The following is a 24372-nucleotide window of genomic DNA, read 5'->3' on the forward strand; positions in this document are numbered from 1 at the left end:
GTTGTTCTCGTACAGAAAACCGTCCTCGGCACGCATACGCCAGGTGACCGTCGCCGCGGTGTGCGGCGCCGCCCTCGGCGGTGGGATCCCGGCCGCACAGGCCCAGGCGGCCGTCTCGCCGGGGCCTTCCGCCGGCCAGGAGGCCCGGCAGGCCGCCCGGTTCTGGACCGCCGAGCGCATGGCGGCCGCGGGGCCGCTGGACGGGGAGCGCAGGGCACCCGGCACGACGGGGCCGGGGGTCGCGGCGGCCGGACGGCCGCAGGGCACCCTGTTCAAGGGGACGCCGCTGGTCGGGACGTTCTTCGGGTCCGACGGGCCGGGCGGCACCACCTGGCACTGCACCGGCAGCGTCATCGACACCTCCGTACGCAGCGTCGTCCTCACTGCGGCGCACTGCGCGCTGAACATGAAGGGCGACTACGTCTTCGTCCCTCAGTTCGTGCAGGGCGCGGGCCCCGACCAGCAGCCGTACGGCATCTTCCACGTCCAGCACGTCTACACCGACCCCCGCTACACGCCCGACAAGGGCTCGTCGACCACCAAGGGTCCCTCCTCCGACCTGGACACCGCGTTCGCCCGGGTCTCGGCCAACCAGAAGGGCCAGAGCCTTCAGGACGCGGTGGGCGGCGGACTGACCTTCACCCGCCCCGGCGGCTACACGCAGCAGAACGTCACCGTCGTCGGTTACCCCTCCTACCAGCACAACAGCACGGGACAGGCCGTCAAGTGCACCGTGCCGACGGCCCAGCTCCCCGGCTACCGGCAGATGTCCATGACCTGCGGCGGCTACTTCGGCGGCACGTCCGGCAGCCCCTGGATCACCGACTACCAGGACGGCGCCCTCACCGGCCATGTCATAGGCAACCTCGGCGGCTACAACGGCGGCGGCAACGACGCGAACGTCGACTACCTCAGCTACGCACCGGCGTTCGGCGCCGACGCCGCGAACCTCCTCGCCGACGCGGTGGCCGGCCAGGACCCGCCCGCCGGCCTGCCGGTGTACCAGGGCCTGCAGTTGCCCGGTGGCGCGGCCCGCTGGAAGAACGCCACGCTGATGGCCTCGGCCGACTACACCGGCGACCACCTCGGCGATCTGCTCGTCGTCTGGTCCGACGGCGGGGTCACGCTGTATCCCGGGGACGGCCAGGGCGGGTTCGGGGCCGAGCAGCGGCTGCTGGCGGCCAACTCCACCTGGCAGCACGCCCGGAGCATCACCGGCGGGACCTTCGGCGGCACCCAGCCGGGCCTGCTGGTGCGCTGGTCCGACGGCGAGGTCACCCTGTACCCGGCCGTCGGCGCCACCGGGGTGGGCCGCGAGGTGCAGATGGCCAAGCCCAACTCCGACTGGAAGAACGTCGTACAGCTCACCGCCGGGCAGTTCCACGGTGCCAAGGGCGCCACCGACCTGCTGGCGTGCCGGTCCGACGGCAGCCTGGTCCTGTACACCGGGATCCGCTCCGGCTCCTTCGGCACCGGCAAGCGCCTCGTCGGGGCGAACGGCACCTGGACCAAGGCCGCGCTGCTGAGCGGCGGCGCCTTCCAGGGCGCGGGCGGCGCGGACCTGCTCGTGCGCTGGTCCGACGGCTCGCTCGACAGCTACTCCGGCATCTCGGCCGCCGGGCTCGGCACCCGCTCCCGGCTGGTCGGCCCGAACGGCACCTGGCAGCACGCCCAGGTCATGAGCGCCGGCGACTTCACCGCCGACCACACCGGCAACGATCTGGTCGTGCGCTGGTCCGACGGTGAGACCTCGCTGTACGCCGAGACCGGCGCCAAGGCCCTCGGCACCGAGAACACGCTGGTCCTGCCGGGTACCTGAGCGAGGCGACGGCCCCCTGTCCCGGCCCGGCACCGGCGCGCCGGACCCGACCGCGCGGGCGATCCGGGGGGAAGGCCGTCCGGCCCAGTCCGTCCTGCGGGCGGCGGGCCCCGTGTGCCACGGTGGGGACGTGGGTGACCTGTACCTCGTCCGGCACGGTGAGACCGAGTGGTCGCGCTCCGGACGGCACACCGGCTGGACCGACGTACCCCTGACCGAGCACGGCCGGCAGGAGGCACGCCGGCTGGTGCCGCTGCTGCGCTCGCACCGGATCGGGGCGGCCTTCGTCAGCCCGCTCCAGCGGGCCCGGGAGACCGCCGAACTCATCGGGATCCACGGCGCCCGCGTCGACTCCGACCTGTGCGAGTGGGACTACGGCGGCTACGAGGGCGTGACCACCGAGGAGATCCAGCGGAGCCGGCCCGGCTGGTTCCTGTTCACGGACGGGGTCGCGCCGGGGCCGCCGGAACACCCGGGCGAGACCCCGGAGCAGGTCGGCGAGCGCGCCGACCGGATGCTGGCCAAGGCCGACGCCGCCCTCGGCGACACCGAGGGCGCGGTCGTCCTGATCGCCCACGGCCACTTCCTGCGCGTCCTCACCGCCCGCCGCCTGGGTCTGCCGCCCCAGCAGGGCGCCCTCTTCCAGCTGGCGACGGGCGCCCTGTGCCGCCTCGGCACGGAGCACGCGCGGCCGGTGGTGGCGGGGTGGAACATCCGGCCGCGGCAGGACTAGTGCCCCGGCAGGCAACGTTTGCCCGTCAAGGAGCGGCGTCCGGTGCGTGCTCTCGGCGTGCCGGCCGGATGCCCTCGTACTGGACGTACTTGGGCTTCCGGGCGGTGCGGCGAGAGGGCGTGCCGGGCGTCGCGACGGGGCGAACGTTGCCTGCCGGGGCACTAGCGGGCCGTACCTCCCCCGGCTGCCCGGAACCCGTTGTCGGACCGTCGCCGTACGCTGCGAACAGCACCGAAGGAGTGCGGAAGCGGTGCGGGGGGAGTACGGAGGGAGTACGGCTGTGACGCGACCGCCCAGTGCCGCGCAGCGGCGGGTGATCGAGGGGGCCGATCCGGTCACCGGGCGGCTCAGCGCCACGCCGGCGCAGCTCGCGGCGCTGGTGAAGCAGGGGCTGGCGTTCCGGCATCCGCGGCCGCCGCACGACCACTTCCTGACCCCGGCCGGGCACCGGGTACGGGAGCCGGCGCCGGAGCCTCAGGCGCAGGCGCAGGCGGCCCCGGAACGGGCGCCCGGCGCGGGGGTGTTCGCGGCGCGGGCCGGCGGCGAGGCGGAGCCGCTCGTGGCCGGCCCGGCCCGGCGGCGGGAGGTGCACAGTGCCTGGCAGGGGCTGCTGGAGCTGCGCCGGATGACCAACCCGGACAGCGCCGTGGACCGGCCGTGCGGCTGGGAGCGGGCGCATCTGGTACGGGCCGCGGCGCTCGCCCTGGAGGCGGCCGGGCACCGTCCCGCGGGCGGGGACACGGGCGGCTACCGGGTGCGGGCGACCCCGCAGCCTGAGGCGGTGGCCGTGTACGCGCCGGACGCCCGGGCCCTGGCGGCCTGCGCGGCCACGCTGGAGCGGGCGGGCTGGCAGGCGGGCGAGTACACCGAGCCGCGCACGAGGACGCGGTATCTGCTGGCCTCGCCACGCCGGGTGTGAGCGGCGTGCCAGGATCGGAGGGTGAGTGCGTCGTACACGAGAAGCGGCACGAGCCGCAGAAGTCGTGGACGGCGTACCCGGACACGTCGTAGAAGCAGTACACGAACAAGGGGAGACCGTGAGCGAGCCGTTTTCCGTGCGCGTGACCGTCCGCGGCTACGAGACCGATGTGCAGGGCCATCTCAACCAGGCGGTGTACCTCAACTACGCGGAGCATGCCCGCTGGTCGCTGCTGAAGGCCGCCGGGATCAGCCAGGCCGAGCTGGTGGCGCGGGGCGTGGGGCCGGTGGCGCTGGAGACGACCATCCGCTACCGGCGGGAGCTGCTGGCCGGCGACGAGGTCGATGTGACCTGCGCGTTCGAGTGGGGAGAGGGCAAGACCTTCCGGATCGTCCAGGAAGTGCGCAGGGCGGACGGCACGGTGGCGGCCGAGATCACCGCGGTCGGCGGCCTGCTGGATCTCGGGGAGCGCAGACTGGTCGCCGACCCGGGTGCGACGTTCAAGGAACTGGGCGCCGATCCGGACCTGTTCGGCCTGTAGGCACCCGCCGTGCGGCCACGCGTCGGCCGGCGTCGGGGCTGCTCAACACCACGCAGACGGCGGGCGGTTCACCGGGCCGCGCGGTGCGGAGCACGCCGGCTTCCCCCTTGTTCAGGCCCGTTCAGCCGGCGCCGAAGGCCTCCTTGTGGTCCTCGGCCCACTGACGGTACGAGCGGGCGGGCCGGCCCAGCGCCTCCCGCACGTCCTCGGTGACCGTCGTGTTGCGGCCGTCGCGGAGGTAGGCGATCCCGGTCAGGACGCCCTCCACCCCGGCCTCGCCGATGCCGTAGGCGCTGCGGAGGAAGTCGCGGGTCTCCTCCTGCGTCAGGTTCCGGACGGTGAGCGGGCGGCCGAGCACCTCGGCGAGGACGGCGACCTGGTCGGGGGTGCTGATCGCCGCCGGCCCGGTCAGCGTGTACGTCCGCCCCGCGTGCCCGGCTCCGAGCAGGGCCCGCACCGCCACTTCGGCGATGTCGCGCGGGTCGATCACGCCCGACGCCCCGTCGGCGGTCATGTTCGGCACCGGCTCGCCCCGGCGCACCGCCTGCGCCCAGGCAAGCGTGTTCGAGGCGAACGACGACGGCCGCAGGACCGTCCACTCGGCACCGCTGTGCCGGACCAGCCGCTCCCCCTCCCCGTGCCAGGCGACGGTCGGACCCGTCGCGGGATCGTCGCTGCCGATGGCCGACAGCTTCACCAGCCGCCGTACGCCCGCCGCCTGGGCCGCCGCGACCAGCGCCGTGTCGTGGGCGGCGCCGGGACCGGGCGGGCACACCAGGTACGCGGCCGTCACGCCCGCCATCGCGGCCGCCAGGGAGCCGGGATCGGCGTAGTCCCCGCGGACCGTCTCCACCCCGGCGGGCACCTGGGCCCTGGCCGGGTCGCGGGTCAGGGCGCGGACCTTCTCGCCGCGCGCCGCGAGCTGTCGTACCACTTCGCTGCCGGTGGTGCCCGTGGCACCCGTCACCAGAATCATGCGGTCCACGATGGGCGCGAGGCGGCCGGGGTCTCTTGGAAATTCCGGCACGGTTCGCCCGCCCGCCGACGGTGCCGGCGGCTTACCGTGGAGTGATGCCGAACACCGTCGCCGAGCAGGCCCTGACCACGCCCGAGGTGCTGCGCCCCTGGATCGCCGGGGTGCGCACGCTGTCCGTGTCCCTCGCCGAGCCCGCCGAGGAGCCCTTCGTGCGGCTGCCCGCCGCGGTCACCAAGGTGGTGCTGCGGGTGGGGGCGGACGGGCGGCGCGATGTGCTCGCCTCCGGGCCGCGGGTGCGGGCCTCGTACCACGCGGGCAAGGCCCACCTCCGCTGTGTCGAGCTGCACCTCGCCCCGGGAATGACCCGCCCCCTGCTCGGGGTGCCGGCCGCCGAACTGGTCGGACGGCTCGTGGCGTTGGAGGAGCTGCCGGGCGCGCTGCCCCGCCTCCTCGCGGCCCGGTTGCGCCGGCTGGACCCCGAGGAGGCGGTGCCGTACCTCGCCGGGACGCTCCCCGGTCTGCTGTCGGCCGCCGTGGACCCGGCCCGTACGGCACTGCTGCGCGCGGGCGTCGACGCGCTGTCGGTCCGGCCGGACCACAGCCCCGCGCAGGTGCGCGAGGTGGCTCGCGAACTGGCCGTCAGCGAACGGCAGTTGCGCAATCTGTTCACCGAGGGCGTCGGGGTCTCGCCCAAGCACTACGCCCGCATCGACCGTGTCCGCACGGTCGTCACCCGGGCCGGGCACGCCCCCTGGTCCCAGCTCGCCGCCGCCACCGGCTACTTCGACCAGTCGCACATGACGTCCGACTTCCGTGCCCTGATGGGCGTCCCGCCACGCTCGTACGTCACCGGCCGGCTGCCCGCCCTGACACCCTGTCAGCAGCTGCCGCGCCGCTGAGCGGACCGGCTCACGGCGTGGCACGGTCACGGCGCAGCGGCACCGGGACCTGGTTGAAGCCGTAGTAGAGGGCGAGCAGACCGTGGGCCGCCAGGGTGAGGGGTGCGGAGACGAAGGCGAGGGCCACGGTCAGCGGGTAGCCGAGGGAGCCCAGCGCGAAGCGGGCGCGGGTCGCCCTGGCCGCCGCCGTGTCCACGCGCGCGTCGAAGAGGTGGCCGGTACGGGTGAGATGCCACCACAGGGCCTGGAAGGTGAGCGCCATGGCGACCATGACGAGGCTGTAGACGGCGGCCGCCGCGTGCGAGGCGGTGCCCTCGCGCAGGTACTCGGCGAGCATGGCCGTCGGCCAGGGTACGGCGGCCACGACCATCAGGACCAGCAGGTTCAGGAACATCAGCGGCCGGTCGACCCGGGCGACGTAGCTGAACAGCTGGTGGTGGTTGACCCACATGATCCCGATGACCAGGAAGCTCACCACATAGGCGGCGTAGGACGGCCATTGCGCGCCGATCGCCTGCCACAGGCCGCCGTTCTCACCCGCCTTCGGCACCTTGATGTCCAGGATGAGCAGGGTGATGGCGATGGCGAACACGCCGTCGCTGAAGGCCTCGACCCGGCCGGACTCGTTCATGCCTCTCAGCCTGCCGCACGCGGCGGCCCGGGGCACGGTATCTGCCCTGCCCCGGGCGGGTGTTCAGGGTGAGGGCGTGAGTTCCTGGCCTGCCTCCATCGGGTGGGTGACGTCCTCGGCGTCGCGGTCGCGGCCGAGGTGGTTGAAGACCAGGTTGAGCAGGACGGCGGTGACGCAGCCGGTGGAGATGCCCGAGCCGAGGACGATCTTCGCGGTCTGGGGGAAGGCGTGGTAGAAGTCCGGCGCGGTGATCGGGATGATGCCGACGGCGAGGGAGACGGCGACGATCAGGACGTTGTTGTCCTTCTCCAGGCCGGCCCGCACGAGGGTCTGGATGCCGCTGGCGGCGACCGAGCCGAACAGGACGACGCCGGCGCCGCCGAGGACCGGGCGGGGGACGACCGCGATGAGGGAGGCCGCAGCCGGACACAGGCCCATCAGGACCAGGAAGCCGCCGCCCACGGCGACGACGAAGCGGCTGCGGATCCTCGTCATGGCCACGAGGCCGATGTTCTGCGCGAAGGCGCTGCACATGAAGCCGTTGAACAGCGGGCTGAGGGCGGAGCCGAGGGTGTCGGCGCGCAGTCCGGCCGCGATGGTCCGCTCGTCCGAGGGGCGTTCGACGATCTCGCCGAGGGCGAGCATGTCGGCGGTGGACTCGGTCATGGAGACGACCATCACCACACACATCGACAGGATCGCCGCGAGGTGGAAGGTCGGGGCGCCGAAGTGGAAGGGGGCCGGGAAGCCGACCACGGCCGCCTTGGTGACGGGGGTGAAGTCCGTGGCGCCGAAGGGGATCGCTATGAGGGTGCCCGCGACCAGGCCGAGCAGGACCGCGATCTGCTTGACGAACCCGCGGGTGAAGCGGCGCAGCGCCAGGACGATCAGCAGGGTGAGGCCGGCCAGGGCGAGGTTGGTCGTCGAGCCGTAGTCGCTCGCTCGGGCGTCGGGGCCCTGGGCCCACTCGAAGGCGACGGGCAGCAGGGAGACGCCGATCAGGGTGATGACCGACCCGGTGACGACGGGCGGGAAGAAGCGGACGGCCCTGCTGAAGAAGGGGGCGGCGAGGAAGCCGAGCAGACCGGCGACGATCACCGCGCCGAAGATCATCGGCAGGGCGTCGGACTTGTCCTTGGCGGAGGCGACGATGGCCGTCATGGGGGCGACACCGGCAAAGGTGACGCCGTTGACGAAGGGCAGCCGGGCGCCGATCTTCCAGAAGCCGAGGGTCTGGAGGAAGGTGGCGAGGCCGGCCGTGAACAGACAGGCTCCGGTGAGGAAGGTGAGGTCGGTGCCGGAGAGGCCAACGGCCGCGCCGACGATCAGGGGTGGTGCGACGACTCCCGCGTACATGGCGGCCACGTGCTGCAGGCCGCTGGTCGCCATTTTGAGGGCGGGGAGTTTCTCGTCAACAGGGTGGGCGGCCACGGCGGCTCCTCCGGTCGGGTAACACGTCGTCTTCGGCGCGGGTTTCATGGAGGTGGTGCGTGTGGTCGTGCGGGACCGGGACGGAAGCGCTCGGGCGGTGAGGGGTGAGCGCAAAGCGGTGACCGTTCCGGGGCGGGTGCGTGCGCACGCGCCCCGGAACGGCTTCCGTGGACCCCGCTCGGGTCCACGGTTCCCGGCCGGGAGCCGTCCCTCCCGGCCGGATTGTTCCGGCAGGCCGGCCGCATGTTCCGGCCTGCCGAGTCTTTGGGCGAACGCCCGTACGGGGCGGGCGCCGGGTGTGCCGGGGGCCGCCTGTGCAGGGCGGTCGGCGGGGCTTCGGCTGTTCGCTGCGCGCGGCTTCGCCGAAGGTGTCCGGTGGACCGGCCGTCGGCACGGCCGGCCGCCCGGACGGCTGTGGTGGATCAGGCCTGGGCGGCGATCCGGGCGAGGCGCTGGGCCTCTTCGCGGGTGGAGCGGGCGATGGCGTCCTCGTCGACGGTGAGCAGGCGGTCGTTCTCCACGATCTGCCGGCCGTTGACGAAGGAGGCCGAGACGGGGGCCGCCGCGCCGAAGACCAGCGCGGTGACCGGGTCGGCGATGGAGGCGTGGGCGAGGGTGTCCATCTTCCACAGCACCACGTCGGCCAGCTTGCCCGGCTCCAGCGAGCCGATCTGGCCGGCGCGGCCGAGGACCTGGGCGCCGCCGTGGGTGCCGAGGCGCAGCGCCTGGCGGGCGTTCAGCGCGGCCTCGCGGTGGGTGCCGAGGCGGTTGATCAGCAGGGCGTTGCGCAGTTCGGTGTGGAGTTCGCCGGACTCGTTGGACGCCGTGCCGTCGACGCCCAGGCCGACCGGGACGCCGGCCGCCAGCATGTCCGGGACGCGCGCGATGCCCGCGGCGAGCCGGGCGTTGGAGGACGGGCAGTGCGCGACGCCGGTCTTCGTACGGGCGAAGGCGGCGATGTCGGAGTCGTTCATGTGGACGCAGTGCGCCATCCACACGTCCTCGCCGAGCCAGCCGGTGGACTCGAAGTAGTCGGTCGGGCCCATGCCGAACAGTTCGTGGCAGAACTTCTCCTCCTCCACGGTCTCCGAGCCGTGGGTGTGCAGCCGGACACCGAGACGGCGGGCCAGCTCGGCACCCTGGCGCAGGAGTTCCGTGGACACGGAGAACGGCGAGCAGGGGGCCACGGCCACCTGGGTCATGGCGTCGAAGGAGGCGTCGTGGTGCTGCCGGACCGTCTCCTCGGTCGCCGCGAGCGCACCTTCCAGCGTCTCGACGGCGAAGTCCGGCGGCAGGCCGCCGTCCTTCTCGCTGCGGTCCATCGAGCCGCGGGCCAGCGTGAAGCGGACGCCCATCTCGGCGGCGGCCCGGATGATCGACCCGGACAGGTCGCCGGAGCCGTGCGGGAAGACGTAGTGGTGGTCCATGGCGGTGGTGACGCCGCCGCGGGCCATCATGGCGAGGGAGCCCTGCGCGGCCGCGTACGTCATCTGCTCGTCGATGCGCGCCCAGGTGGGGTAGAGGGCGACGAGCCAGTTGAACAGGTTGTGGTCGGTGGCCAGGCCCCGGGTGATCCACTGGTAGAAGTGGTGGTGGGTGTTGACCAGACCGGGCGTGGCCAGGTGGCCGCTCGCGTCGATCCGGCGCACGACGTTCTCCAGGTCCTCGGGGGCCCGGCCCGCGCCGACCGACTCGATGCGGTTGCCGGCGAGGACCAGGTACCCCGAGGCGTACTCGGTGTCACCCGCGTCCACGGTCGCGATCGCACAGTTCTCGATGACGGTGCGCTGGTCTGCCGATGGTGCCATGGTGCTTCCTTGTCTTTCAGTGGCGGACCCGTGAACAGGGGGCCGGGGAGGCGGTGTCCGCGGGGAGGGCACGGCAGGACCCTAGGAGGATTTGAGTGCCGGGGCGGGGCTGCCACTCCGGGTGCCGAGGTGGTGGAAGAACAGGTTGAGCAGGACAGCGGCGAACGCGCCCGCGCCGGTCCCGGTGCCGGGCACGGCCTGTGCCCGGCACCGGGAAGCCGTGGTGTGTCCCCGGCCCGGTGGGCGGCTGCGGGGACACGCGTGCGCGTCAGAGGTTGGTCAGGTCGACCGGGATCTTCGGCTCGCAGCCGTCCCTGAGGACGGTCGCCTCGATCAGGCCGTAGGGCCGGTCGGCGGCGAAGTAGACCTCGTTGTCGTTCTTGAGCCCGAACGGCTCGAGGTCGACCAGGAAGTGGTGCTTGTTCGGCAGCGAGAAGCGGACCTCGTCGATCTCGCCGCGGTTGTTGATGATGCGCGCACCCATCTGGTACAGCGTCTGCTGCAGGGACAGGGAGTAGGTCTCGGCGAAGGCCTGGAGCATGTGCTTCTTGACCTGCTCGTAGGACTTCTCCCAGTTGGGCATCTTCTGCTCGTCGTCGGTCCAGTTGAACCGCCAGCGGCCGGAGACCGAGGTCGCCAGGATGCGGTCGTACGCCTCCTGCAGGGTCGTGTACTTGTCCTTGACGTAGCCCCAGAACTCGGAGTTGGTCGAGTTCATCACCGTGAGGTCCTTCAGGCCGGAGACGACCTCCCACTGCTCACCGTCGTAGGTGATCTGCGCGACGCGCGTCTCCTGGCCCTTGCGGACGAAGGAGTGCTTGACCTCGTCCGCGCCGATGAACTTGGAGTTGGCGTCGGAGGTCTCGATCCGCTCCCAGGCGTACTCCTCGATGCGGATCCGGGCGCGGTGGATCGCCGGCTGCGAGGTGACGAAGTGGCGGGCGAGGTGGATGCCGAACTGCTCGGCGGACTCGATGCCGTGTTCCTTGGCCTTCGCGAACACCGTGTTCTTGGTGGTGTCGGTCGGCAGCACGTTGGCGTTGGAGCCGGAGTAGTGGACCTCGTCCATGTCGCCGCTCAGCGCGACGGAGACGTTGAGGTCCTTGATGTGATGGGTGGCGCCGTCCCGCGTGATCTTGACGACTCGGTTCTCGGCCTTGCCGTACTGGTTCTGTCCCAGGATGGTGGGCATTAGCTAGCTCCCTCGGTAAACGGAGTAGCCGAACGGGTTGAGCAGCAGCGGTACGTGGTAGTGCTCGCCCGGTACGACGGCGAACGTGATCGCCACCTCCGGGAAGAACACCCCGCGCCCGCTGTCCCGATTCGCGGGGGCGTCCTGCTGCGCATCGGCTTGCTTGTTCTCGGACTGCAAGAAGTACTGCTCGACCGCGAAGTCGAGCCGTACGTGTGTGGTTGCCTCCGGCAGGGCCGGCAGGTCCTTGCACCGCCCGTCCGCGTCGGTCGCGGAGCCGCCGAGCGTGTGCCATCGTGCGTCACGCCCGGACCGGGCGGAGAGCTGGACGGCGACGCCCCCGGCGGGGCGGCCGATCGAGGTGTCCAGGATGTGCGTGGACACGGAGGCGGTGGTGCTGGTGCTCATGGTGTCAGGCGTCCTCTTCGACGAGTCGGGCCAGGCGGATACGGTTGATCTTGCCCAGCTCGGTGCGGACGATCTCCCGCTCCTGCTCCGGCGCGTTCCCGATCCGCTCCCTGACCGCGTCGCGCATCTGCTCGCCGGTGCGGCCGGTGGCGCAGATGAGGAAGACATGGCCGAACTTCTCCTGGTAGGCCAGGTTGAGTTCGAGCATCTCGGCCTTGAGTTCCTCGGCGGCCCCGGCCATGCCGGCCTGCTCCCGCGCGGAGGTGGGGTCGCCGGGCCTGGGCCGCCCGATCGGCGGGTGTCCGGCCATCGCCTCCTCGAGATCCCCTGCCGTCAGCTCGGCCATGGCGGCGTCACTGGCGGCGTAGAGGTCCTCCGCGGCGGCGTACGGACGGGCGGCGGTGAGGCGCCGGGCCCACTCGGTGGAGGCACACGCCTCGTGGAGGGCGGCGAGGGCCTCGCGCTCCTCCAGGTGATTGAACCGGGCCAGGCCCGGGGGCGTGGAAGTCGTCGTCACGGGAGCCTCCGTGGCCAAAAACGGCCTTCGTGCTGAACGGGCTGCCGACAGCTAACGCCCCCGGAAACGCCACGTCAACACTTTGTTGAAAAATCCGCGTAACAAGCAGGGTGCTCCGGGGGCGGTCCGGCCGGCCCGCCCCTTGGCCGATCACATACCCTTCTCCCGGTTCAGGTAGTTGTAGACCGTGAAGCGGCTGACGCCGAGCGCACCGGCCACCGTCTCCACTCCGTGCCGGACGGCGAACGCGCCGCGCGCCTCCAGGGTCCGCACCAGCTCCTGCTTGGCCTTGCGGTCCAGATCGGCCAGCGGCCGCCCCTGCCGGCGCTCCATGGCCGCCAGGATGTGGTCGAGGGAGTCGGCGAGCTGGGGCAGGCGTACGGCGACGACGTCGACGCCCTCCCAGGCGAGCACGACGTCCTCGGGGCCGGCCTCGTCGGGCGGGACCATCTCCGCACCCATCGCGTCGACCAGCGGCTTCACGGCCGCGATGAAGGGCTCTTCCCCGCTCATCTGCCCCCCTGCCCGAAACCGTCGTCGATCACGTTGACCTGGAGCGAGATCCGGGTGGCACCGGCCTTCAGGCTCCGGCGCAGCAGCGCGTCCACGGCCGTGAGGACCCGGTCCGCACCGCCCTCGGCCGTATTGCCGAACGGGCCGACGTCCACGGCGTCCAGCTCGGCCGTCTCGATGACCTCGCGCGCCGCCAGGGCGTGCGCGGGCGCCTCGTCCAGATCGAAGGGTTCGGTCGTGAACTCCACTCTCAACCGCACAGTACCCCCAAACACCCTTCTGACCTGCACTTTCACCCCGACCACCCGCCGAGGGGCGCATCGGGGCACACTGAGGACACAGCGACCGACTGCGCCGCACTCGCGATCTACCGCAGGCCAATCGATTTCACGCGACGGAGCCTTTTCGTCCGCCACGAGGCGACCCTAGCCGACCGGAGCGCCCAGGCACCCTGCGCGCGGACCGGAATCCCGCCGGAGCACTCCCTGTGCGGCGGCCCGCACCGGCACGTCCTCACCCCTGCGGGGCCGCGCGCACCGCGGCCTCGGTCAGCGTGGCCGCCGTCCGTACCGCGCTCGCGACGGCGGCGTCGGGGGCGAGGCCGCACAAGTCGGTGAGGGTGAAGAGGGCTTCGGCGCTGACGACCACGGCGAGGTCCCGCTTCAGCTGGGCGAAGGCTTCCGGATCCGTCGCCGCCAGCGTTTCCCCGAGGGGGGCGAGCGCGTGGTCGATCAGCCCGAACCGGACACCGGGCCGCTCGGCCGCCGCCCCGGGGCGGGCGATGGTGGCCGCGATCATGGCGCGCACCGCCCCCTGGCGCCGGAGTATGCCGCGCAGCAGGAACTCGCAGGCGAAGGCGACTCGTTCGGCGGGATCGGTGGAGTCCGCGACCGGGGCGAGAGCCTCGGCGGGGGGCGGCCAGGCGCCGGCCAGGGCCTCACTGATCAGCGACGGGAGGTCGGGGAAGTACCGGTAGGCGGTGGGCTCGGAGACCATGGCCGCTCGCGCGACCGCGGGCATGCTCACCTCGCCGCCCGCCTCGATGAGGTTGCTCGCGGCCTCGACGATCGCGGCACGCGTGCGCCTCTTCTGGTTGCTGCGGCCGGTGTCGATCGGCGTCGTCATCGGTGCGTCCCCTTCCCTGCCCGTCCCGTTCACGGCCACTTTATCAGTGTGGACTCTCGTCATGAGGGTCCACTTGCACGAAGTGGGCCGACCCCTCTAGTCTCGTTCCTGAGAGTTGGCTCTCACGAAGGAGACTGCGATGACACAGGCTTCCGTGGTCGGCCCGGACGACGGCGAGACGATCCGCCTGGGACCGGCACAGATCCGCATCCTGGAAGACGGCAGCACCACCGGTCACCGGATCGGGATCGGCGAGATCACCCTCGCCCCGCACAGCGAAGGGCCGCCGCAACACCGCCACGCACAGCACGACGAGGGCTTCTACGTCGTCTCCGGCACCGTGCACTTCACCGTCGGCGAGACGACGCACGTCGCGCCGGCCGGCACGCTCGCGATGATCCCGCCCGGCGCACCGCACACCTTCGCCAACCACGGCGACGAGCCCGCGGTCATGCTCAACACCTTCACGCCCGACCTGTACGTGCAGTACTTCCGCGATCTGCGGGACATGATCGCCGGCGGCCAGGAGCTGACCCCCGAGGCGACCGTCCAGGCGATGAGCCGCTACGCCACCGTTCCCGCCACCGACCACGCGTGACGGCCCGGGCCGCCGACCACACACACCAGCAACCGATCCGGAGCCTGCCATGACCAGCAGCACACGCACCGTCACCCTCACCCCCACCCGCGACCGCGGCGACGCCGGTCTCGACCTCACCGTCGACGAGCGGGGTGAGGGCCGTCCCTTCCTGCTCCTGCACGGCGGCGGCGGCCCGCAGACCGTCGCCGGCTTCGCCGGGCTCCTCGCCGGGAGCCGGCCGGCCCGGGTCATCACTCCCGTCCACCCCGGTTTCGGCGGCACCGCCCGGCCCGACCGGCTGACCGGCGTCCGCGCCCTCGCCGAGGTCTACGTACGGCTGCTGGACGAACTCGGCCTGGACGGCGTCACCGTCGTCGGCAACTCCATAGGCGGCTGGATCGCCGCCGAGATCGCCCTGCTCCACAGCGAGCGGGTCAGCGGCGTCGTCCTCGTCAACGCCGTGGGCATCCACGTCCCCGGCCACCCGGTCGCCGACCCCGCCACCCTGACACCTGCCGAACTGTCCGCCCTGGCCTTCCACGACCCCGCGAAGTTCGCTGTGGACCCGAGCACCTTCTCCGAGGCGCAGCGTGCGGTCGCGGCCGCCGACCGGGCCGCGCTGCAGGTCTATGCGGGCCCGGACACGATGTCCGACCCCACCCTGCGCGAGCGCCTGGCCAAGGTCACGCACCAGGTCCTCGTCGCGTGGGGCGAGAGCGACCGGGTCGTCGACACCGCGTACGGACGCGCGTACGCCGCCGCCGTTCCCGGTGCCCGGTTCGAACTCCTGCGCCGCACCGGTCACATGCCCCAGATCGAGACCCCTGAGCAACTCCTCCCCGTCGTATGGGACTTCGCCGCCTCGCAGGCCGTCGACCGGCCCAACGGCTGACAACCCAGTACGCCACCGAGGACCGGCCCGGCCGTCTGCCGCCCAAGCGTGCTGCCGGTCAGCCTCGCCGTCACTGTCCTCGACGTCGCGCTGCCCTCGACGCAGCAGGACCCGCGGCTGGTGGCCTCCCGCGTGGTGCAGGCGGCGGGCGGCAGCATGCTCTGCGAGCGCGGCCGGCCCGACCGGTACGTCCAGCCAGAACCCCGGTCGCCGCCCGGCCGATTCCACCAGTACGCCGCCGAGGACCGGCCCGGCCGCCATGCTGAGGCCGGCGGTCCCGCCCCGGATGCCCTTGCCGCGCTGCACGTGCCAGAGTCCCATGCGCCGCGCACCCGACGGGCGGACCCGGTGGGGCAACTCCTGCTGACCACCCCGCTCGGCACACTGACGTACGCCGTCATCGAGGCACCCGACCGGGCCGGCCGCGCCGCCGACCGTGGCCTGCCCGATCGCCGCGGCGTGCGCCCTCGCCGCCTTCGTGCCGCAGGAGAACCGGCGCGCCGAACCGCTGGTCGAACCGCGGCCCTTCCGCAGCGCACCCTTCAGCGCAGCCACCGCCACAGCGGCCCTCGCCTCCGCCGCGCCCGGTGGCTTCCTCTTCGCCTGCCGCACCGCACGTACACGCTGTCCGGCCCCGGATCCGGCTTCGTCGACGCGCCGATCACCTGCACGGCGGTGTCCGGCATGCCGCGCGCCCAGGCCGGGGGCGCCGCCGCCGTCGCCGCGACCAGCCGTCAGACCGGCTCCTCGCTTACGCCCCGCAGGAGACCGCCGCGGCCGCGGGACGGCGGGCGCGCCCGCCGCCAGGCAAAGCAGCTGTGATCGCCCGGGCGCACCTTCGCACGCGCACAACCCGACGCCAGAGGGCGCTTTTCGGGCGGACGGTGACCGACCCCTCTTGACAAGCCCCGACACACAACGGCAATCTTCCATTACGCAGAAACGAACTTCCGCTATACGGAATCTCAAGCACGGAAGGGAGCGCGGCCCCCGATGGGATTCGCAGACCAGCGCTTCAACGTCAACCTGTCGATCCTCTTCACGGAACTCCCGCTCCTGGAGCGTCCCGCGGCCGCCGCCGCGGCGGGCTTCACGGCGGTCGAGCTGTGGTGGCCCTGGGTCGACTCCCCCACCCCCGAGCAGTCCGAGCTCGACGGCCTGAAGAAGGCGGTCGAGGACGCGGGCGTGCAGCTCACGGGGCTGAACTTCTACGCCGGACAGCTGCCGGGCCCGGACCGCGGCGCCCTGTCGGTGCCGGGCGAGGAGTCGGAGAGGTTCCGCGCCAACATCGAGGTGGCCATCACCTTCGCCCAGTCCCTCGGCTGCACGACGTTCAACGCCCTGTACGGCAACCGCGTCGAGGGCGTGGACCCGGCCGAGCAGGACGCGCTCGCCCTGGAGAACCTGGTCCTCGCGGCCCGCGCCGTCGGCCAGGTCGGCGGGACCGTCCTGATCGAGGCCCTCAACCGGCCCGAGTCGCCGAAGTGCCCGATCGTGAGCGCGCCCAAGGCGATCGAGATCGTGGACAAGGTCAACGAGGCGACGGGCCTCGGGAACGCGAAGTTCCTGATGGACCTGTACCACCTGTCCATGAACGGCGAGGACCTCCCGTCGGTGATCGAGGGTTACGCGGCCAAGACCGGCCACGTGCAGATCGCCGACAACCCCGGCCGCGGCGCCCCCGGCACCGGCTCGCTCCCCCTGGAGGAGCTGCTCGACCAGCTGAGGAAGGCCGGTTACGACGGCTGGGTGGGCCTGGAGTACAAGGCCGGCGACCGCCCGAGCGCCGAGACCTTCGGCTGGCTCCCGCGCGAAGCGCGTGCGGCGCGCTGAACCCCCCGACTTTGCACAGCAGTTGAGAGAGGCACCCCAACCATGAGCAGCAACCTTCCCAAGATCGCGTGGATCGGCCTCGGCATCATGGGCTCCCCCATGTCCGAGAACCTGATCAAGGCGGGTTACCGGGTCACCGGCTTCACCCTGGAGCAGGACAAGCTGGACCGCCTGACCGCCGCCGGCGGCACCGCCGCCTCCTCGATCGCCGAGGCCGTGCGCGACGCCGACGTGATCATCACCATGGTGCCCGCGTCCCCGCAGGTCGAGGCCATCGCCTACGGACCCGACGGCATCCTGGAGAACGCCAGGCAGGGCGCCCTGCTGATCGACATGTCCTCGATCACCCCGCAGACCTCGGTCGACCTGGCCGCGGCCGCGAAGGACAAGGGCATCCGGGTCCTCGACGCCCCGGTGTCCGGCGGTGAGGCCGGCGCCGTCGAGGCCGTACTGTCGATCATGGTCGGCGGCGAGCAGGCCGACTTCGACATCGCCAGGCCGATCTTCGACGCGCTGGGCAAGACCATCGTGCTGTGCGGCCCGCACGGCTCCGGCCAGACCGTGAAGGCCGCCAACCAGCTGATCGTCGCCGTGAACATCCAGGCCTGCGCCGAGGCCGTGGTCTTCCTGGAGAAGTCGGGCGTGGACCTCGCGGCCGCGCTGGACGTCCTGAACGGCGGTCTGGCGGGCTCGACCGTGCTGACCCGCAAGAAGGACAACTTCCTGAACCGCGACTTCAAGCCGGGCTTCCGCATCGACCTGCACCACAAGGACATGGGCATCGTGACCGACGCGGCCCGCAACGTCGGCGCCGCGCTGCCGGTCGGCGCCGTGGTCGCCCAGCTGGTCGCCTCGCTGCGCGCCCAGGGTGACGGCGGCCTGGACCACTCCGCCCTGCTGCGGGCCGTGGAGCGCCTGTCCGGCGCCCAGGTCTGACACTCCCGAGACTTCCGGGCCGCGGCGGCGCTGACACCTGTCCTGTCGCGCCCAGGCGCCGCCGCGGCCCGGAACACATCCCCCGGCCCGGAGCTTCAACAAACTGTTGACGCCTGAAGGGCCCGAACTTAGGCTCCACAAAGCGGAAACAGCTTTCCGCTGCCCCTCGTACGGAAGGTCCACGATGTCGAAGCGCGTGCTCACGACAGAGTCCGGCGCCCCTGTCGCCGACAACCAGAACTCCGCCTCCGCCGGCGTCGGCGGCCCGCTCCTGCTCCAGGACCAGCACCTCCTGGAGAAGCTCGCGCGCTTCAACCGCGAGCGCATCCCGGAGCGTGTGGTGCACGCCCGTGGCTCCGGCGCGTACGGCCACTTCGAGGTGACGGACGACGTCACCGGCTACACCCACGCCGGCTTCCTCAGCGAGATCGGCAAGCGCACCGAGGTGTTCCTGCGCTTCTCGACCGTCGCCGACTCGCTCGGCGGCGCCGACGCCGTCCGCGACCCGCGCGGCTTCGCCGTGAAGTTCTACACCGAGGAGGGCAACTACGACCTCGTCGGCAACAACACCCCGGTGTTCTTCATCAAGGACCCGATCAAGTTCCCCGACTTCATCCACTCGCAAAAGCGCGACCCGTTCACGGGCCGTCAGGAGGCGGACAACGTCTGGGACTTCTGGGCACACGCCCCCGAGGCCACGCACCAGGTGACCTGGCTGATGGGCGACCGCGGCATCCCGGCGTCGTACCGCCACATGAACGGCTACGGCTCGCACACCTACCAGTGGACGAACGCCGAGGGCGAGGCCTTCTTCGTCAAGTACCACTTCAAGACCAACCAGGGCATCCGGTCCCTGAGCAGCGAGCAGGCCGCGGAGCTGGCGGGCAAGGACCCCAACTCGCACCAGACGGACCTGCTCCAGGCGATCGAGCGCGGGGTGCACCCGTCCTGGACCCTGTACGTGCAGATCATGCCGGCGGCCGAGGCGGCGGACTACCGCTTCAACCCGTTCGACCTGACCAAGGTGTGGCCGCACAAGGACCACCCGCTCCAGCGCGTGGGCCGTCTGGTCCTCGACCGCAACCCGGACAACGTCTTCGCCGAGGTCGAGCAGGCCGCGTTCTCCCCGAACAACTTCGTTCCGGGCATCGGCCCCTCCCCCGACAAGATGCTCCAGGGCCGCCTGTTCGCCTACGCGGACGCGCACCGCTACCGCCTGGGCGTCAACCACACCCAGCTCGCCGTGAACGCCCCGAAGGCGACCACCGCGCAGAACTACGGCCGCGACGGCCTCATGGCGGTCAACGGCCAGGGCCGCGACGCCAAGAACTACGAGCCGAATTCCTACGACGGCCCGGCGCAGACCGGCCGCCCGCTGTCGGCCCCGCTGGCGGTCTTCGGCCACACCGGCACCCACGAGGCGCCCCTGCACACCAAGGACGACGACTTCTTCCAGGCGGGCGAGCTGTACCGCCTGATGTCCCCGGAGGAGAAGTCCCGCCTCGTCGCGAACATCGCCGGCGGCCTCTCGCAGGTCTCCCGCGACGACGTGATCGAGAAGAACCTGGCCCACTTCCACGCCGCCGACCCGGAGTACGGCAAGCGCGTGGAGGAGGCGGTCCGCGCCCTGCGCGAGGACTGAGCGACCGGCAACACCTGGACGGCGTACGGAATCTGACGTGAGGTCAGGAATTCCGCACGCGGCCCGCGCAGGACGCCCGGCGGCCCGGATGAGGGGTGGCCGGCGGGCGGAGGGCCCGGGCAGGGCGAGGACCGCGGCGGCGTGTGAGCCAGTGCGGTGGTGAAGGATCCGCGTCCCCTTCTCGACCAGAGGGAAGGGGAACCGGCTTCCGTCGCACCCGCCGCGGTCCCCACCCGGACCCCCGCTCACGGGGGTCTCCACCAGCCCCGTCCGGCGGCGCGAACGACCTGTCGCGCCCAGCCTCGCGCCGTCGGACGGCTGTCAGACCACCTGAGCAGCGCCCCCTGGATCCACCTGGTCCAGGGGGCGCTGCCGTGCGCGTGCGGGGTGGCTGCCGGGCGTCGTCGGTCCGGCGTGCGCGGCGGGCGCATCCGCAGGAGGCTGAGGGCATGGGCAATCCGACGCAGTACCCGCACATCGTGGTCCACGCCCCGGCCCTGGACGGCTCCCGGCGGGTCACCGAGGGCGACGTGATGCTGGGGATCGCCTCCCACCTGGACGACGTCGTGGAGATCCTGCGGCTCGCCGACCTCGACCGCATCGAGGTGGAGGAGAGCGATCTGATCGAGTGGCAGGGCGGCGGCCCGGAGGACTGGCCGGGGCTGTCCGAGCACGAGGTGTAGGGCGCGGCCCCGGGGACGACCGTACGGGAGCGCGCAGCGGCCGTACGCGGGTCACGCACGCCCGGACGCCGAAGGGCGGCCCGTCCTTCCGGACGGGCCGCCCCTGCTCGTGGTGCCGCGGCTGTCAGACCTTCAGCGGCTTGACCGACGTCGGCGCGTGGCCCGGCTCGGTGGCCAGGTCCTCGAACTCGGAGATGTCGCTGATGTCCATGGTGCGGCTCATCGAGATGTTGGTGATCCGCTCCAGGATCGCCTCGACGACGACCGGCACCCGGTGCTCCGCGGCCAGTTTCTTCGCCTGCTCGAAGGCCGCGCCCAGCTGCTCCGGCTCGGTGACCCGGATCGCCTTGCAGCCCAGGCCCTCGGCGACCTTGACGTGGTCCACGCCGTAGACGCCGATCTCCGGAGTGTTGATGTTCTCGAACTCCAGGTTGACCTGGAAGTTGATGTCCAGGCCGATCTGCGCCTGGCGGATCAGGCCCAGGTAGGCGTTGTTCACCAGCACGTGGACGTAGGGGATCCGGTGCTGGGCGGCGACCGCCAGCTCCTCGATCAGGAACTGGAAGTCGTAGTCGCCGGACAGCGCGACGACCGGGGCGTCCGGGTCCGCCTTGGCGACGCCGATCGCGGCCGGGATGGTCCAGCCGAGCGGGCCGGCCTGGCCGCAGTTGATCCAGTGGCGGGGCTTGTAGACGTGCAGCATCTGCGCGCCGGCGATCTGGGAGAGGCCGATCGTGGTGACGTACCGGGTGTCCGGGCCGAAGGCCTTGTTCATCTCCTCGTACACGCGCTGCGGCTTCATCGGCACGTTGTCGAAGTGCGTACGGCGCAGAAGGGTCGCCTTCCGCTCCTGCGTCGAGGCGACCCAGCCGGCGCGGTCGGGCAGCTTGCCCGCGGCCTTCAGCTCCTTCGCCACCTCGATGAACAGCTCGAGGGCGGCCTTGGCGTCGGAGACGACACCGTAGTCCGGCGGGAAGATCTTGCCGATCTGGGTGGGCTCGATGTCGACGTGGACGAACTTGCGCTCGCCGCGGTAGACGTCGAGCTTGTAGCCGGTGTGGCGGTTGGCCCAGCGGTTGCCGATGCCGAGGACGAAGTCCGACTCCAGGAAGTTCGCGTTGCCGTAGCGGTGCGAGGTCTGGACGCCGACCATGCCGGCGTTCAGCTCGTGGTCGTCGGGCAGGGCGCCCCAGCCCATCAGGGTCGGGATGACCGGGGTCTGCGTCAGCTCGGCGAACTCCACCAGCAGGCCGGCGGCGTCGGCGCCGATGATGCCGCCGCCGGCGACGATGACCGGGCGCTCGGAGTCGAGCAGGAAGGAGATCGCCTTCTCGATCTGGGCGCGGGTGGCGGCCGGCTTGTAGACCGGCAGCGGCTCGTACGTCTCCGGGTCGAACTCGATCTCGGTCAGCTGGACGTCGATGGGCAGGTCGATCAGGACCGGGCCGGGACGGCCGGAGCGCATCAGGTGGAAGGCCTGCTGGAAGACGCCGGGGACCTGCGCGGCCTCCAGGACGGTGACCGCCATCTTCGTGACCGGCTTCGCGATCGAGGCGATGTCGACGGCCTGGAAGTCCTCCTTGTGGATCACGTGGGTGGGCGCCTGGCCCGTGATGCACAGGATCGGGACGGAGTCGCCGATGGCCGAGTACAGGCCGGTGATCATGTCGGTGCCCGCCGGGCCGGAGGTGCCGATGCAGACGCCGATGTTGCCCGGCTTGGTACGGGTGTAGCCCTCGGCCATGTGGGAGGCGCCCTCGACATGGCGGGCGAGGGTGTGGTTGATGCCGCCACCCTCCTTGAGCGCCTTGTAGAAGGGGTTGATCGCCGCGCCCGGCACACCGAAGGCGTCGGTGACGCCCTCGCGCTTGAGGATCTCAACTGCCGCGCGGGCAGCGGTCATACGAGCCATCGAGTACTCCTGCCTCGGCTTCTCGGATGCGTACTCCCGTCGCGCCCCGCGGTGAGCACAGTCTCCAGAGTGACTACTTCCGCGCTACTTCCGTATTGCGGAAATTAACTTCTGCTATCTGGAAACAATGTAGGGGGACGTGCGGACGCCGTCAAGAGAGGCCAAGTGGGGGACAAAGGGAGTGCGGCAGGAGGACGATGAGGGCGTCCGTCCCGACGTGACACCGCTGGAGTGGGTGGGGCCATGCCCGAGAGCGTCCAGGTGCGCTGTCCGGCCTGCCGGCGCGAACACCTCTACACCGCGCCGTCCTACCCTTGCGCATGCGGGGCCCCCACCGCCCCGCGGCTGGATCCGGCCGCCGAACCGGTCGTCGCGGCACACCGAGCCTGGGACGACGAGTGGCTCACGCTGCCCTGCCCGGCCTGCGGCCGCCTGAGCCAGTGGCCGCAGCCGGAACTCGGCTGCCCGTGCGGCACGGTCCTGCGCATCCCGGTGACCGGACCGGCCCCGCCGCGGCCCCCCGCGCCTGGGCCGCGGGCGGCCCCGGCGGCACGCCCGCGGCCGGCTCCACGGTCCGGGCCCGCCACCGGTTCCGGGGCGGATGCCCCGCGCCCCGCCTTCCGGCCCCGGCCCATCCACACCGCCCGGGACGCCGTCACCAACGCCGCGCTGTATCTGCGCTGGCTCGGGTACCGGGACATCCGCCGTGCCGACCAGCGCCAGCCGCGGGGGATCGGGCTGGCCGCCCGGGGACTGCTGGCGCAGGTGGACCCGGCCGTGCGCCCGGCCGCGCCGCGGGACGTGGAGTGCCTGTGGCTGACCGCGATGACGGAGTCCGCGGGCTGTGTCTACTTCTCCCTCGCCGGCTACACCGACGACGCCCGCAGCCGGGCCGACGCCCTGCGCGTGCCCCTGTTCGTCCTCGACCTCACGGGCACTCCGCACCCGGTCAACACACCGGCGGGTGAACTCGGCGCCGCCGAGCCCTGAGCACATGCCACAAGGCGCCGCAACTTTATTTAGAGGAGGTCAAGTCGGCGCATTTTCGGTCTAGTTCGGTTGTGATTCTGTCAGTTCGCATCACCGAGACCATGCGCCTCGAAAGGTGATCATGACGACGGAAACGACCCGGACTGAATTGGACCTCCCTTCGTTCCCCTTCCCGCACGACGACATGCTGCAGCCGCCCTGCCCGTACGCGCAGTTACGGCGTGCGGATCCCGTCACCCAGGTCCGGCTGCCGAGCGGTGACCTCGCCTGGCTGATCACGCGCTACGACCACGCCCGCACGGCCTTCGCGGACAAACGTTTCATCCGGATCGGCGAGGACGCGGCGCGGCTCACCGAGGACGGCGGCTTCGACGACACCATGAACGCCCGCCCCGCCCAGCTCTCGGACCACGAGCGCTGGCGGAAGATCGTCAGCAAGGCGTTCACCCCGCGCTACGTCGAGACGCTGCGCCCCCGGATGCAGGAGATCGTCGACGGACTCCTCGACGCCATGGAGGAGCAGGGACCGCCCGCCGACCTGGTGGACGCGTACCACTTCCCGCTGCCCATGGAGGTCATCTGCGAGCTGCTCGGGGTGCCCAACACCGACCAGGACCGCTTTCGCAAGTGGGCCCGCGACTCCGTGGCGCTGACCGGCCGCTCCTCCGAGGACATCGCGCAGCTCAACGCCGACATGGAGGGCTTCTTCAAGGAGCTGGTCGAGCGCAAGCGCCACGAGGACGGCGACGACCTGCTCACCCAGCTCGTCCATCTGCACGACTCCGACGCCGGACGGCTCACCGAGGCGGAACTGCTGGTGACGGCGCACGGGCTGTTCATCGCCGGTTACGAGACCACCGGCAACGCCCTCGGCAAGGGCATGTTCGCCCTGTTCCGCAATCCCGGGCAGCTGGCGGCGCTGCGGGCGGACCGCTCGCTGCTGCACAGCGCGGTCGAGGAGATGCTGCGCTACGCCCCGCTGGACTCCGGGTACGGCATCCCGCGCCAGACCCTGGAGGACGTGCCCCTCGGCGGCACCGTGATCCCCAAGGGCGCGACCGTGATCGTGCCGCACTTCGCGGCGAACCGGGATCCGGAGCAGTTCGGCGATCCCGACGAGTTCCGCATCGACCGCCGGCCCAATGCGCACCTCACGCTGGGACACGGGCGCTATTTCTGCATCGGCGCTCCACTGGCGCGCGTGGAGATGCAGATCGCCGTCGGATCGCTCCTCGACCGTTTCCCGAGGCTGCGGCTCGCGGTCCCGCCGCAGGAGATACGGGCCCACCAGAACCTCATCACGGAAGGTCCGGTCGCGCTCCCCGTGGAGTGGTGACGGACGGCGGTGACCGGCCCGACGTGCCGTGGCCCGGCCGGAACCGGACCACGGCG

General features: G+C 71.8%; 24 protein-coding genes and 1 pseudogene. 14 read left to right on the forward strand and 11 right to left on the reverse strand.

Annotated elements, in window-relative coordinates:
- Position 1: 1 nt before the first annotated feature.
- From A6P39_RS10765 to A6P39_RS10780, 4 genes are all read left to right on the forward strand, one after another.
- Positions 2-1819: a trypsin-like serine peptidase gene (locus A6P39_RS10765; protein WP_234379238.1), complete on the forward strand. Its 1818-nt coding sequence runs from the start codon at positions 2-4 to the stop codon at positions 1817-1819.
- A 130-nt stretch (positions 1820-1949) separates the two neighbouring features.
- Positions 1950-2552, forward strand: coding sequence for a histidine phosphatase family protein (locus tag A6P39_RS10770; protein WP_067055195.1), 603 nt, complete (start codon positions 1950-1952; stop codon positions 2550-2552).
- A gap of 280 nt (positions 2553-2832) precedes the next feature.
- The gene (locus A6P39_RS10775; RefSeq protein WP_067055192.1) at positions 2833-3471 is read left to right on the forward strand and encodes a hypothetical protein; all 639 of its coding nucleotides are present in this window, start codon (positions 2833-2835) and stop codon (positions 3469-3471) included.
- A gap of 118 nt (positions 3472-3589) precedes the next feature.
- Positions 3590-4012, forward strand: coding sequence for an acyl-CoA thioesterase (locus A6P39_RS10780; RefSeq protein WP_067055189.1), 423 nt, complete (start codon positions 3590-3592; stop codon positions 4010-4012).
- A gap of 121 nt (positions 4013-4133) precedes the next feature.
- On the opposite strand, the gene A6P39_RS10785 is transcribed toward A6P39_RS10780, so the two are convergent.
- On the reverse strand, positions 4134-4988 hold the full coding sequence (locus A6P39_RS10785) for an NAD(P)H-binding protein (protein WP_067055322.1): 855 nt from the start codon (positions 4986-4988) through the stop codon (positions 4134-4136).
- 95 nt (positions 4989-5083) lie between these two features.
- On the opposite strand from A6P39_RS10785, the gene A6P39_RS10790 reads away from it, so the two are divergent.
- Positions 5084-5887: an AraC family transcriptional regulator gene (locus tag A6P39_RS10790; protein WP_067055185.1), complete on the forward strand. Its 804-nt coding sequence runs from the start codon at positions 5084-5086 to the stop codon at positions 5885-5887.
- A 10-nt stretch (positions 5888-5897) separates the two neighbouring features.
- On the opposite strand, the gene A6P39_RS10795 is transcribed toward A6P39_RS10790, so the two are convergent.
- The 9 genes from A6P39_RS10795 to A6P39_RS10835 all read right to left on the reverse strand — a co-directional run bounded on the left by A6P39_RS10795 (position 5898) and on the right by A6P39_RS10835 (position 13512).
- Positions 5898-6518, reverse strand: a complete 621-nt coding sequence (locus A6P39_RS10795) for a TMEM175 family protein (protein WP_067055182.1) — start codon at positions 6516-6518, stop codon at positions 5898-5900.
- Positions 6519-6581: 63 nt separating this feature from the next.
- The gene (locus A6P39_RS10800; RefSeq protein ID WP_067055179.1) at positions 6582-7949 is read right to left on the reverse strand and encodes a nucleobase:cation symporter-2 family protein; all 1368 of its coding nucleotides are present in this window, start codon (positions 7947-7949) and stop codon (positions 6582-6584) included.
- Between the two features lie 422 nt (positions 7950-8371).
- Positions 8372-9757 (reverse strand): 8-oxoguanine deaminase, encoded by a 1386-nt coding sequence (locus A6P39_RS10805; protein WP_275883842.1) that lies wholly within the window; start codon positions 9755-9757, stop codon positions 8372-8374.
- Positions 9758-10025: 268 nt separating this feature from the next.
- On the reverse strand, positions 10026-10949 hold the full coding sequence (gene pucL, locus A6P39_RS10810) for a factor-independent urate hydroxylase (RefSeq protein WP_067044842.1): 924 nt from the start codon (positions 10947-10949) through the stop codon (positions 10026-10028).
- A gap of 3 nt (positions 10950-10952) precedes the next feature.
- Positions 10953-11357: a hydroxyisourate hydrolase gene (gene uraH / locus A6P39_RS10815; RefSeq protein ID WP_067044845.1), complete on the reverse strand. Its 405-nt coding sequence runs from the start codon at positions 11355-11357 to the stop codon at positions 10953-10955.
- A gap of 4 nt (positions 11358-11361) precedes the next feature.
- The gene (gene uraD, locus A6P39_RS10820) at positions 11362-11874 is read right to left on the reverse strand and encodes a 2-oxo-4-hydroxy-4-carboxy-5-ureidoimidazoline decarboxylase (RefSeq protein ID WP_067044848.1); all 513 of its coding nucleotides are present in this window, start codon (positions 11872-11874) and stop codon (positions 11362-11364) included.
- 150 nt (positions 11875-12024) lie between these two features.
- On the reverse strand, positions 12025-12387 hold the full coding sequence (locus tag A6P39_RS10825; protein ID WP_067044851.1) for a helix-turn-helix domain-containing protein: 363 nt from the start codon (positions 12385-12387) through the stop codon (positions 12025-12027).
- Positions 12384-12647, reverse strand: coding sequence for a hypothetical protein (locus A6P39_RS10830; RefSeq protein WP_079133319.1), 264 nt, complete (start codon positions 12645-12647; stop codon positions 12384-12386). Before A6P39_RS10830 ends, A6P39_RS10825 begins: the two co-directional genes overlap by 4 nt.
- 253 nt (positions 12648-12900) lie before the next feature.
- Positions 12901-13512, reverse strand: coding sequence for a TetR/AcrR family transcriptional regulator (locus tag A6P39_RS10835; protein ID WP_067044857.1), 612 nt, complete (start codon positions 13510-13512; stop codon positions 12901-12903).
- Positions 13513-13651: 139 nt separating this feature from the next.
- On the opposite strand from A6P39_RS10835, the gene A6P39_RS10840 reads away from it, so the two are divergent.
- From A6P39_RS10840 to A6P39_RS10870, 7 genes and pseudogenes are all read left to right on the forward strand, one after another.
- Positions 13652-14110 (forward strand): cupin domain-containing protein, encoded by a 459-nt coding sequence (locus A6P39_RS10840; RefSeq protein WP_067044860.1) that lies wholly within the window; start codon positions 13652-13654, stop codon positions 14108-14110.
- 49 nt (positions 14111-14159) lie between these two features.
- Positions 14160-14984, forward strand: a complete 825-nt coding sequence (locus A6P39_RS10845; protein ID WP_067044863.1) for an alpha/beta fold hydrolase — start codon at positions 14160-14162, stop codon at positions 14982-14984.
- Between the two features lie 282 nt (positions 14985-15266).
- A pseudogene (locus A6P39_RS10850) lies at positions 15267-15737 on the forward strand (MFS transporter); the annotation flags it as partial.
- Between the two features lie 240 nt (positions 15738-15977).
- The gene (locus tag A6P39_RS10855; protein WP_067044869.1) at positions 15978-16817 is read left to right on the forward strand and encodes a TIM barrel protein; all 840 of its coding nucleotides are present in this window, start codon (positions 15978-15980) and stop codon (positions 16815-16817) included.
- 42 nt (positions 16818-16859) lie between these two features.
- Entirely contained in the window at positions 16860-17753 is an 894-nt protein-coding gene (locus A6P39_RS10860) for a 2-hydroxy-3-oxopropionate reductase (protein WP_067044872.1), read from the forward strand.
- 184 nt (positions 17754-17937) lie between these two features.
- Positions 17938-19395, forward strand: coding sequence for a catalase (locus tag A6P39_RS10865; RefSeq protein WP_067044875.1), 1458 nt, complete (start codon positions 17938-17940; stop codon positions 19393-19395).
- 449 nt (positions 19396-19844) lie between these two features.
- Positions 19845-20078: a hypothetical protein gene (locus A6P39_RS10870; protein WP_067044878.1), complete on the forward strand. Its 234-nt coding sequence runs from the start codon at positions 19845-19847 to the stop codon at positions 20076-20078.
- Between the two features lie 124 nt (positions 20079-20202).
- On the opposite strand, the gene gcl is transcribed toward A6P39_RS10870, so the two are convergent.
- The gene (gene gcl, locus A6P39_RS10875; RefSeq protein WP_079133320.1) at positions 20203-21990 is read right to left on the reverse strand and encodes a glyoxylate carboligase; all 1788 of its coding nucleotides are present in this window, start codon (positions 21988-21990) and stop codon (positions 20203-20205) included.
- A gap of 243 nt (positions 21991-22233) precedes the next feature.
- On the opposite strand from gcl, the gene A6P39_RS10880 reads away from it, so the two are divergent.
- Positions 22234-22980 (forward strand): hypothetical protein, encoded by a 747-nt coding sequence (locus A6P39_RS10880; RefSeq protein ID WP_067044884.1) that lies wholly within the window; start codon positions 22234-22236, stop codon positions 22978-22980.
- A 121-nt stretch (positions 22981-23101) separates the two neighbouring features.
- Positions 23102-24316, forward strand: coding sequence for a cytochrome P450 (locus A6P39_RS10885; protein WP_067044887.1), 1215 nt, complete (start codon positions 23102-23104; stop codon positions 24314-24316).
- Positions 24317-24372: the final 56 nt, after the last annotated feature.

Origin of the sequence: Streptomyces sp. FXJ1.172 (assembly GCF_001636945.3) — a bacterium.
Taxonomy (GTDB): Bacteria; Actinomycetota; Actinomycetes; order Streptomycetales; family Streptomycetaceae; genus Streptomyces.

Coding starts and splice junctions, on each gene's coding strand:
- A6P39_RS10870 (WP_067044878.1), top strand. CDS start 19,845: ATGGGCAATCCGACGCAGTACCCGCACATCGTGGTCCACGCCCCGGCC.
- A6P39_RS10865 (WP_067044875.1), top strand. CDS start 17,938: ATGTCGAAGCGCGTGCTCACGACAGAGTCCGGCGCCCCTGTCGCCGAC.
- A6P39_RS10880 (WP_067044884.1), top strand. CDS start 22,234: ATGCCCGAGAGCGTCCAGGTGCGCTGTCCGGCCTGCCGGCGCGAACAC.
- A6P39_RS10855 (WP_067044869.1), top strand. CDS start 15,978: ATGGGATTCGCAGACCAGCGCTTCAACGTCAACCTGTCGATCCTCTTC.
- A6P39_RS10825 (WP_067044851.1), bottom strand. CDS start 12,387: ATGAGCGGGGAAGAGCCCTTCATCGCGGCCGTGAAGCCGCTGGTCGAC.
- A6P39_RS10795 (WP_067055182.1), bottom strand. CDS start 6,518: ATGAACGAGTCCGGCCGGGTCGAGGCCTTCAGCGACGGCGTGTTCGCC.
- uraH (WP_067044845.1), bottom strand. CDS start 11,357: ATGAGCACCAGCACCACCGCCTCCGTGTCCACGCACATCCTGGACACC.
- A6P39_RS10885 (WP_067044887.1), top strand. CDS start 23,102: ATGACGACGGAAACGACCCGGACTGAATTGGACCTCCCTTCGTTCCCC.
- A6P39_RS10840 (WP_067044860.1), top strand. CDS start 13,652: ATGACACAGGCTTCCGTGGTCGGCCCGGACGACGGCGAGACGATCCGC.
- A6P39_RS10845 (WP_067044863.1), top strand. CDS start 14,160: ATGACCAGCAGCACACGCACCGTCACCCTCACCCCCACCCGCGACCGC.
- gcl (WP_079133320.1), bottom strand. CDS start 21,990: ATGGCTCGTATGACCGCTGCCCGCGCGGCAGTTGAGATCCTCAAGCGC.
- A6P39_RS10805 (WP_275883842.1), bottom strand. CDS start 9,757: ATGGCACCATCGGCAGACCAGCGCACCGTCATCGAGAACTGTGCGATC.
- A6P39_RS10790 (WP_067055185.1), top strand. CDS start 5,084: ATGCCGAACACCGTCGCCGAGCAGGCCCTGACCACGCCCGAGGTGCTG.
- A6P39_RS10835 (WP_067044857.1), bottom strand. CDS start 13,512: ATGACGACGCCGATCGACACCGGCCGCAGCAACCAGAAGAGGCGCACG.
- A6P39_RS10785 (WP_067055322.1), bottom strand. CDS start 4,988: ATGATTCTGGTGACGGGTGCCACGGGCACCACCGGCAGCGAAGTGGTA.
- A6P39_RS10860 (WP_067044872.1), top strand. CDS start 16,860: ATGAGCAGCAACCTTCCCAAGATCGCGTGGATCGGCCTCGGCATCATG.
- pucL (WP_067044842.1), bottom strand. CDS start 10,949: ATGCCCACCATCCTGGGACAGAACCAGTACGGCAAGGCCGAGAACCGA.